Source organism: Streptomyces beijiangensis (assembly GCF_017315755.1).
Classification (GTDB): Bacteria; Actinomycetota; Actinomycetes; order Streptomycetales; family Streptomycetaceae; genus Streptomyces; species Streptomyces beijiangensis.
In genome coordinates, this window is record NZ_JAFLRJ010000575.1 from 1 (window position 1) to 8,269 (window position 8,269).

The following is an 8,269-nucleotide window of genomic DNA, read 5'->3' on the forward strand; positions in this document are numbered from 1 at the left end:
CCCTCGCGGGCCGTGACGTCCTGGGCCGTGGCCGTACCGGATCCGGCAAGACTCTCGCCTTCGGCCTGGCGCTGCTGAACCGGACCGCAGGCCAGCGTGCCGACTCCAAGCAGCCCCTCGCCCTCATTCTTGTCCCCACCCGGGAACTGGCCCAGCAGGTCACCGACGCACTCGCCCCTTACGCACGGGCGCTCAAGGTGCGGATGACCACCGTCGTCGGCGGGATGTCGATCGGCAGGCAGGCCGGTGCGCTGCGCTCCGGCGCCGAGGTCGTCGTGGCGACCCCGGGCCGTCTCAAGGACCTCATCGAGCGCCGTGACTGCAAGCTCGACCGGGTCGCCATCACCGTCCTCGACGAGGCCGACCAGATGGCCGACATGGGGTTCATGCCCCAGGTCACCGAGCTGCTCGACCTCGTGAAGCCCGGCGGCCAGCGGATGCTGTTCTCCGCCACCCTGGACCGCAACGTCGACCTGCTGGTCCGCCGCTACCTGAACGATCCGGTCGTCCACTCGGTCGACCCGTCCGCCGGCGCGGTGACCACGATGGACCACCACGTCCTGCAGGTGCACGGCACCGACAGGTACGCCGTCGCCACCGAGATCGCCGCCCGCGACGGCCGGGTGATCATCTTCCTGGACACCAAGCACGCTGTGGACCAGTTCACCAGGCACCTGCTCGCCAACGGGGTGCATGCGGCGGCACTGCACGGCGGCAAGTCCCAGCCGCAGCGCACCCGTACGCTCGCCCAGTTCAAGTCGGGGAGCGTCTCGGCGCTGGTCGCCACCAATGTCGCTGCGCGCGGCATTCACGTCGACAACCTCGAACTGGTCCTCAACGTCGACCCGCCCAGCGACTCCAAGGACTATCTGCACCGCGGCGGCCGCACCGCCAGGGCCGGCGAGTCGGGCAGTGTCGTCACCCTGGTCACCACGGGCCAACGCCGGGAGATCACCCGGCTGATGACCGACGCGGGTATCAGGCCGACCGTCACCCAGGTACGCTCCGGGGACGCGGAGCTGAGCCGTATCACCGGAGCACAGGTGCCCTCGGGTGTCCCCGTCAGGGGGAGTGCGCCGGTCTCCGACGAGCGTCCCAAGCGCGGTGGCACTCCGTTCCGAGGCCGGGGTACCCGGTCGGGCGGCGAGTCGCGCCGCACGACGGAAGCCCGTCAGACCGCGGAAGCGCGCAAGGCGGCCCGGGTCCGCCGCGCCGCTTAGGTACCGTCATCCCCACACCCTCTCCCCCGTCACTGAAGCGAGGCTCCATGCGTTTTGTCATCGCCCGTTACCCCTTCGACCTCACCAAGGCCGAAGTGGAGGCGGCCATGAAGGGCAAGAAGCCCGAGACGGTCACCGGTGAGTCCGTGATCATCAGCCGTCGTACCTACCCGGTCAAGCAGGTCGGTGAGGTCATCACCCGCCAGGACCGTCGCGACTTCACCGCCGGAGAGGTGACCAGGGCGCTCTCCCGCCTCGGTTTCACCTGCCGCTCGGTCACCGCACCCGTGCCCGCTCCCGCCCTCAGCCCGCTCGAGACCGCCTCGGCGCTGCTCGGGGCCCCGGCCCAGGACTGACCGCTCAACCCCCGGCCGGCGGCCCGTAGACGGCAGCGAGCTCGGACGCAAGGCGTGCGAGCCGCTCCCGGGCCGCCGGGGGCTCCAGAACCTCGACGCGTGCGCCGAGCCCCGCCAGCTGCGCCGCCACGACCTCCGGCGAAGGACCGTCGACCTCGATCTCGGTCCACCCGTCGGACAGCGTCCGCCCGGTCCGCAGCCGCCCGCCGAACAGCCCTTGCAGGATCTGTTCGGTGCCGTGGCCGGCCCGTGCCCGTACCGTCGCCGCCAGCATCCGGTCCTCCATACGTGCGGCCAGGGTGCGCCAGGCCGTGGCGAGATCGAACCCCTCCGGCCGCACGGCCCTCCCGTCCGTCGCCTCGACAGAGGTGACACGGTCGAGCCGGAAGGTCCGCAGACCGTTCTCGGTCCCTGCGACGAGATAGTCCAGTCCCGCCTTGGCGGCGAGGCCGAGCGGATGGACCGTACGCTCCCCGGCGGGTCTGCCGGGCCCGGTATAGCCGAGTCGTACCTGTACTCCGTCCACCACCGCCCGCTGAAGCGCTTCGAGGTGCGAAGCGCCTGCGGTGAGGGCGGTCCCCGACCAGTCCGTGGAGTCGGCCACCCCCGCCTTCGAGGCGGCCTCGGCGTCGGAGCGCAGGGTCGAGGGCAGTGCGCGCACCATCTTCCGCAGCGCGGAGCGCAGTTCGGGTGTCGCGGACGATGGCCCTGCGGCCAGGAACAGCGCCCTGGACTCGCCGGCTGTCAGACCCGTCAGATCGGTACGGGCACCGCCGACCAGGGACCAGCCTCCGCCGCGTCCGGCCTGTGAGTAGACGGGGATGCCCGCGATGGAGAGCGCTTCGAGGTCCCGCCGGGCCGTCCGCTCGGACACTTCCAGCTCGGCCGCCACCTCTGCGGCGGTCACCCGTCCGCGCGCTTGCAGGAACAGCAGCACGGCCACCAGACGATCAGCTCTCATGGCAGCTGATTCTGCTCCCGAAACTGGCCAGAAGGTGGCCACTTCGGCTTCCAGGATGGTCACAGACACAGCGGAAACCTGACTGGGAGAAAACCCGTGATCGTAGTGACCGGAGCCACTGGAAATGTCGGACGCCCCTTGGTGCAGGTGCTGTTGGAGGCCGGCGAAGAAGTGACGGCGCTCTCGCGCCGTCCTGAAGGCGAGGAGGCGGGCGTACGGTACCGACAGGCGGACCTGGCCGACCCGGCGAGCCTGAAGCCCGTACTGGACGGCGCCGACGCCCTGTTCCTGCTGATCGCCGGCGACGGTGCGGAGCTGGATCCGGGCGAGATCCTCGATGTCGTCAAGGCGGCCGGTGTGCGGCGCGTCGTGCTCCTGTCATCAGTGAACGTCGGCACGCGGCCCGGGTTCGTGGCGGGCGGGCTGCTGCGGGCGTTCGAGGAGGCCGTGGAGCGGTCGGGGCTCGAATGGACGGTGCTGAGGCCCGGCGGCTTCGGCTCCAACGCCTGTCTGTGGGCTGAGCCGGTGCGCGCGTACCGGACGGTCACGGCGCCCTTCGGCGACGTGGGACTGCCGGTCGTCGACCCGGCGGACATCGCGGAGGTCGCGGCCGCGGCCCTGCGCGAAGGGGGCCACTCGGGCCGTACGTACGTCCTCACCGGACCGGCGGCGATCTCGCCGCGCGAGCAGGCGCGCGTGATCGGCGACGTGCTGGGCGAACCGGTGCGGTTCACCGAGATCACCCGTGCCGAGGCTCGGGCGCAGATGACGCGGTTCATGCCGGAGGCCGCGGTGGACGGCACGCTCGACATCCTCGGCGAGCCCTCGGCCGACGAGCAGCAGGTCAGCCCAGCCGTCGAGCAGGTGCTCGGCAGGGCGCCGCGCCCGTTCGCCGCATGGGCCGGGCGCAACGCGGACGCCTTCAGGTGACCGGCAGGTCAGAAGGCAGGCCCCACTCGCTCCAGGAGCCGTCGTACACGGAGAGCTCGCGGTAGCCCGCCAGCTCCGCGCCCAGGGCCAGGACGCAGGCGGTCACGCCCGAGCCGCAGCTGAAGACCAGCTTCTGCCGGTCTCCGGCGAGAGCGGAGAAGGCGGCGCGCAGTTCCGGCGCCGGGAGCATCCGGCCGTCCTGCTGGATCTCGGTGAAGGGGAGGTTCACGGCCCCGGGCATGTGGCCGGAGCGCAGACCGGGCCTGGGCTCGGGCGCCGTACCGGAGAACCGGTCACGGGAGCGCGCGTCGAGTAGGACGGCGGCCGGGTCGGCGAGGGCCGCCGTCACCGTGCCGCTGTCGACGATCATTCCGGGGCGGGGACGGGCGGTGAAGTCGCCAGGCGGCGCCGGGAGTTGAGGGGTGCTGTCCTCCAGCGGGAGCCCGGCGGCGGACCAGGCGGGCAGGCCGCCGTCGAGTACGGCGGCCCGGTCGAAGCCCATGGCGCGCAGCATCCACCAGGCGCGGGCCGCCGAGTAGAGGCCCACGCCGTCGTAGACGACGACCGTGGAGGTGTTGTCGACCCCGAGCGCCCGCACCGCCTCGGTGAACTGTGCGGCGCCCGGCATGGTGTGGGGGAGCGGCGAGGAGTGATCCGACAGCGCGCCGTCGAGGTCGAAACGGCGGGTCCCCGGAATCCGCCGCTCCGCGCCCCGGTGCGCGCCGACCGACGCGTCGAGGAGTACGAGTCCCGGCTCGCCGAGACGGGGCTCGAGCCAGTCCGCCGAGACCAGAGCGGGGAGGTCGTCGTGGTGGCTTTCGGTGTCCATGGCGCTCCTCGCTCGCTCCGGTCTGCCAGCGGATCCTACGGCCTCACCCCTTGATGCTGATCACCAGGAGCGAGGCGCCCGTCTCGGTGTGCGGCTGATGGCTGGTCCCTGCGGCCATCACCACGTAGTCGCCCGCCCTGTGGAGCCGGTCGCCGTCGACGAGTTCACCGCTGAGCACATAGAAGTGCTCCTCCTCCACATGGTGGTCGACCTCCATCCACCGGCTGCCGGGTGCGAAGTCGAGGACCCAGGAGCTCGCCAGTGCGGTCGAAGGGAGTGTGCGGACGGCGAGGCCCTCGCCGGGTGAACTGCGCCTGGCGTCCTCGATGTTCACGTACTGGACGGGCGGCTGGATGTGCTCGGTCTCTGTCATGCCCTCCAGCCTGGGTGTTCGCGGGCGCCCGGCCCAGTGACAGGATTGACACCCTCGGGTACTTTCGTGCCATGAGCCCCCGGCACCGTGTTGTCGCCCTCGTCCAGCCGCCCCAGTCCACTTTCGAACTCGGCTGCGCCGCCCGGGTCTTCGGGGTCGCGGCCCCCGGGATCCCGCAGGCGTACGACTTCGGCGTCTGTACGGAACACCCGGGACCGGTCCCCACCGACGCGGGCTACGACATCCACGTCGCGCAGGGTCTCGAAGCCCTCGACACCGCCGACACCGTCGTCGTACCCGGCCGGACTCCGCCGACCGCGCCCGCCCCGCCGGCCGTACTCGACGCCCTGCGCCGCGCCCACGGCCGGGGCGCACGCATCGCCGCGATCTGCTCGGGGGCCTTCCTCGTCGCCGAGGCCGGACTCCTCGACGGACGCCGCGCGGCCACGCACTGGCGCCTCGCCGAAGCGCTCGCCCGCCACGCGCCGCGGGTCAGGGTGGACCCCGACGTCCTCTACATCGACCACGGCGACGTCGCCACCAGCGGAGGCAGCGCCGCCGGCATCGACCTGTGCCTGCACCTGGTGCGCGCCGACCAGGGCGCCGCCTACGCGGCCCAGGTCGCCCGCGACATGGTGATGCCGCCGCACCGCGAGGGCTGCCAGCTGCAGTACGTCGACCTGTCGCCGTACGAGGGCCGCGTCCCCGAATCCCTGGCCCCGCTCCTGGCCTGGGCAGCCGACCGGCTCGGCGAGCACATCGGCATCGACGAACTGGCCGACCACGCCGGGCTCTCCCCGCGCACCCTGGCGCGGCGGTTCAACGAGCAGCTCGGCGTCAGCCCGGGGCGCTGGGTGCTCGACCGCCGTGTCGCCGCCGCGCGAGCGCTGCTCGAACAGTCCGACCTGCCGGTCGAGACGGTCGCCACCCGCGTCGGCCTGCACTCGGCGACCAACCTCCGGCGGCACTTCCACCGGGCGCTGCGGACCACACCCGCCGCGTACAGAAGGGCATTTCAGCAGCCTGCGGCCCTAGGATGACCCATGCCCAACGATGAAACGGTGTGCCAGAACCGTACCGAGAAGGACCGGTCCACCGCACTGTCGGACGTGCGGGTGCGCCGCCTCGCGGTCGTCGCCCTGGTTCTGGCCGCGCTCAACCTCAGGCCCGCCGTCACCAGCCTCGGCCCCGTACTGGAAGAGATCCGTGCCGGTCTCGGGATGAGCGCCACGGTCGCCGGACTGCTCACCTCCGTACCGGCGCTGTGCTTCGCCCTGGTCGGCTTCACCGCGCCCCGCCTCGCCCGCCGGTACGGACCCGGCGGGGTCATAGCCGTCGGCATGGCGGCGGTCACCGCCGGTCTCGCACTGCGCGCATTCGCCCCGAACACCGCCGCGTTCGTGGCGTTGAGCGCCCTCGCGCTCGCCGGGATCGCGGTCAGCAACGTCCTGCTGCCCGTGGTGGTCAAGCAGCGCTTCCCCGACCGGGTCGGCGCGATGACCGGGCTGTACGCCATGGCACTCAACCTCGGCGCCGCGTCCGCCGCGGCGGTCACCGTGCCGCTCGCCGACACCCTCGGGGACTGGCGGGTGGGCCTCGGCGCCTGGGCGGTGGTCGCCGCCGTCGCCGTACCGCCCTGGATCGCCCTCGCACGCGGCCGGGCGGGAGCGGGCGCCACCGCGGCGACTGCCGTACCAGGAAACGAGATCCGGGTCACCCGCGACCGCACCGCCTGGGCACTCGCCTGCTACTTCGGGCTGCAGGCGACCGCCGCCTACGTCATCATCGGCTGGCTGCCCCAGATCTTCCGCGACGCCGGGGTGTCGGCCGGCACCGCGGGCCTGCTCTTCGCCGTCACGTCGCTCCTCGGCGTACCGCTCTCCTACGTACTGGCCGCCGTCGCGGGGCGGCTGCGTCACCAGAGCGGGATCGCGCTGACGATCGGGGTGTTCGGTCTGGCCGGATACGCCGGACTGTGGGCCGACCCGGCCGCGGCGCCCTGGCTGTGGGCGGTGCTGCTCGGGGTCTCCAACTGCTCGTTCCCGCTGGCCCTGACGATGATCGGGCTGCGCGGGAAGGACAGTACGACCGTGATCAGACTCTCCGCTTTCGCGCAGAGCGCCGGATATCTGCTGTCGATCCCCGGACCTGTGCTCGTCGGGGCGCTCTACGAGACCAGCGGAGGCTGGCGGGCGCCGCTGGTCTTCCTGATGGGACTCATGCTGGCGCAGATGACGGCGGGTCTTTTCGCGGGGCGCGACCGGCCGGTCGGCTGACCCCGGTCCTGGCGAGCCATACGGTCGCGGCCAGTGAGGCCGCCGAGAGGACCGTGAGCAGCACCGGCACCGCGTGGATGCCGGAGAGCTCAATTCCCTTGCCCAGCAAGGGAGGTGCGGCCACACCGCCGATCATCGAGGCCGAGATCACCCAGGCGCCCGCACTCCTGGCGTGCGGAAGGGCCCGGTTGAGCCAGGGGAGGCCGGTGGGGAAGACGGGCGCGATGAAGAGGCCGACGCCCGCGTACGCGTAGGGGGACGCGCCGGGTACGAGGGCGAGGAGGAGGCAGGCCGTCATCCCGGCCGCGCACACGGTGAGGATGCGCTCGGGGGAGTGCCGGAGGGTGATGGGCACGACGAGGAAGCGGCCCACCGTCATCATCAGCCAGTAGACCGAGGTGGCGGAGGCCGCGACCGCCGCGGAGAAGCCGACCGTCTCCAGGTGGGTGGGCTCCCAGCCGCCCACGCCCGCCTCCACCGCGACATTGAGGATGTAGAGGGCGAGGAAACCGATCAGGACGCGGGAGAGCAGACGCGGCCCGCCCGCGGGGGCAGAGGCTGCGGCGGGGGTCGGCTCCGCGCTGCCGACGCCCCGGGTGCAGAACATCAGCACCGCCGCCAGGAGCGCGCAGGCTCCGAAGGCGTACGGGTAGTTCTCCGGGCCCAGCGCCGCGATCAGGACGGGGCCGAGCACCGCGCCGATCCCGAAGTGGGCGTTGAGGATGTTCAGCATCGCGGTGGAGCGGTTGCCGAAGCCGACCGCGAAGAGCTGGTTGAGGCCGTAGTCGACACCGCCGAAACCGAGGCCGCAGACGAACGCCGCGACGAGTGCGAGGGGCCAGCCGGGGGCGAGTGCGACGCCCAGGGCGCCGAGTGCCATCAGTGCGTAACTGCCGCTGAGGAGAGCCCGGTTGCTGATCCTGGAGTGGATCGCGTTGAAGGCGAGCACCCCGGCGACCCCGCCCGTGAAGTGCAGGCTGAGGCCGAGTCCCGCGCCGGACGGGGAGAGGCCGAACTCCTCGCGCAGACCGGGTACCGCGGGTCCGTACACCGCCTGGAGCATCCCGATGAGGACGAAGGCCACGCACGAGGCGACCGCGGCCGGACGGCTGAAGAGCCGTCCGGCCGCGGGTGCGGTGACCGTCACGGTCACGCGGTTCCCATCGGGGCGAAGGTGAAGCTGAACTCTGCCGGTGCGGCGCTCAGTTGGTGCTGCGGGAGGGCGCCGGGTCCGCAGGACTGCGATCCGATGCCCTGCTGGGCGTGGTCGAGGTTGACCCAGACCGTGTCGCCCGCGGCGACGCACCCCACCGACCTCGCCGCG

At 72.2% G+C, this 8,269-nt stretch carries 10 protein-coding genes; 5 read left to right on the plus strand and 5 right to left on the minus strand.

Features of this window, described 5'->3' with window-relative positions; all coding sequences use genetic code 11:
- The coding region (locus J0695_RS36960) for a DEAD/DEAH box helicase (protein ID WP_206969135.1) at positions 1-1,220 on the plus strand (1,220 nt) is incomplete at its 5' end.
- Between the two features lie 47 nt (positions 1,221-1,267).
- Complete coding sequence (locus J0695_RS36965; protein WP_206969136.1) at positions 1,268-1,576, plus strand: SCO5918 family protein; 309 nt, start codon at positions 1,268-1,270, stop codon at positions 1,574-1,576.
- A 4-nt stretch (positions 1,577-1,580) separates the two neighbouring features.
- On the opposite strand, the gene J0695_RS36970 is transcribed toward J0695_RS36965, so the two are convergent.
- Positions 1,581-2,537, minus strand: a complete 957-nt coding sequence (locus J0695_RS36970; RefSeq protein ID WP_206969137.1) for a helix-turn-helix transcriptional regulator — start codon at positions 2,535-2,537, stop codon at positions 1,581-1,583.
- A 96-nt stretch (positions 2,538-2,633) separates the two neighbouring features.
- Here J0695_RS36970 and J0695_RS36975 point away from each other — a divergent pair, with 96 nt between their 5' ends.
- Positions 2,634-3,467 carry an NAD(P)H-binding protein gene (locus tag J0695_RS36975; protein ID WP_206969138.1) on the plus strand — a complete coding sequence of 278 codons (834 nt, stop codon included), beginning with the start codon at positions 2,634-2,636 and terminating at the stop codon, positions 3,465-3,467.
- Here the strand turns inward: J0695_RS36975 and J0695_RS36980 are convergent.
- Both J0695_RS36980 and J0695_RS36985 read right to left on the minus strand, forming a co-directional pair.
- A complete protein-coding gene (locus tag J0695_RS36980; protein ID WP_206969139.1) occupies positions 3,460-4,296 on the minus strand; it encodes a sulfurtransferase in 837 nt (278 codons plus the stop codon). The two genes, J0695_RS36975 and J0695_RS36980, sit on opposite strands and share 8 nt — an antisense overlap.
- Before the next feature lie 43 nt (positions 4,297-4,339).
- Entirely contained in the window at positions 4,340-4,669 is a 330-nt protein-coding gene (locus J0695_RS36985) for a cupin domain-containing protein (protein WP_206969140.1), read from the minus strand.
- A gap of 71 nt (positions 4,670-4,740) precedes the next feature.
- Here J0695_RS36985 and J0695_RS36990 point away from each other — a divergent pair, with 71 nt between their 5' ends.
- Entirely contained in the window at positions 4,741-5,709 is a 969-nt protein-coding gene (locus J0695_RS36990; RefSeq protein WP_206969141.1) for a GlxA family transcriptional regulator, read from the plus strand.
- Between the two features lie 3 nt (positions 5,710-5,712).
- Entirely contained in the window at positions 5,713-6,945 is a 1,233-nt protein-coding gene (locus tag J0695_RS36995; protein ID WP_206969142.1) for a CynX/NimT family MFS transporter, read from the plus strand.
- Here J0695_RS36995 and J0695_RS37000 read toward each other — a convergent pair.
- Together J0695_RS37000 and J0695_RS37005 are read right to left on the minus strand one after the other, a co-directional pair.
- Complete coding sequence (locus tag J0695_RS37000) at positions 6,887-8,098, minus strand: MFS transporter (RefSeq protein WP_206969143.1); 1,212 nt, start codon at positions 8,096-8,098, stop codon at positions 6,887-6,889. The two genes, J0695_RS36995 and J0695_RS37000, sit on opposite strands and share 59 nt — an antisense overlap.
- The coding region (locus tag J0695_RS37005) for a beta-galactosidase small subunit-related protein (protein ID WP_206969144.1) at positions 8,095-8,269 on the minus strand (175 nt) is incomplete at its 5' end. The genes J0695_RS37005 and J0695_RS37000, both read right to left, overlap by 4 nt.

Excerpts from the sequence above, each read along its gene's own strand:
- J0695_RS36965 (WP_206969136.1), top strand. The coding sequence starts at position 1,268 with ATGCGTTTTGTCATCGCCCGTTACCCCTTCGACCTCACCAAGGCCGAA.
- J0695_RS36970 (WP_206969137.1), bottom strand. The coding sequence starts at position 2,537 with ATGAGAGCTGATCGTCTGGTGGCCGTGCTGCTGTTCCTGCAAGCGCGC.
- J0695_RS36980 (WP_206969139.1), bottom strand. The coding sequence starts at position 4,296 with ATGGACACCGAAAGCCACCACGACGACCTCCCCGCTCTGGTCTCGGCG.
- J0695_RS36985 (WP_206969140.1), bottom strand. The coding sequence starts at position 4,669 with ATGACAGAGACCGAGCACATCCAGCCGCCCGTCCAGTACGTGAACATC.
- J0695_RS36990 (WP_206969141.1), top strand. The coding sequence starts at position 4,741 with ATGAGCCCCCGGCACCGTGTTGTCGCCCTCGTCCAGCCGCCCCAGTCC.
- J0695_RS36995 (WP_206969142.1), top strand. The coding sequence starts at position 5,713 with ATGCCCAACGATGAAACGGTGTGCCAGAACCGTACCGAGAAGGACCGG.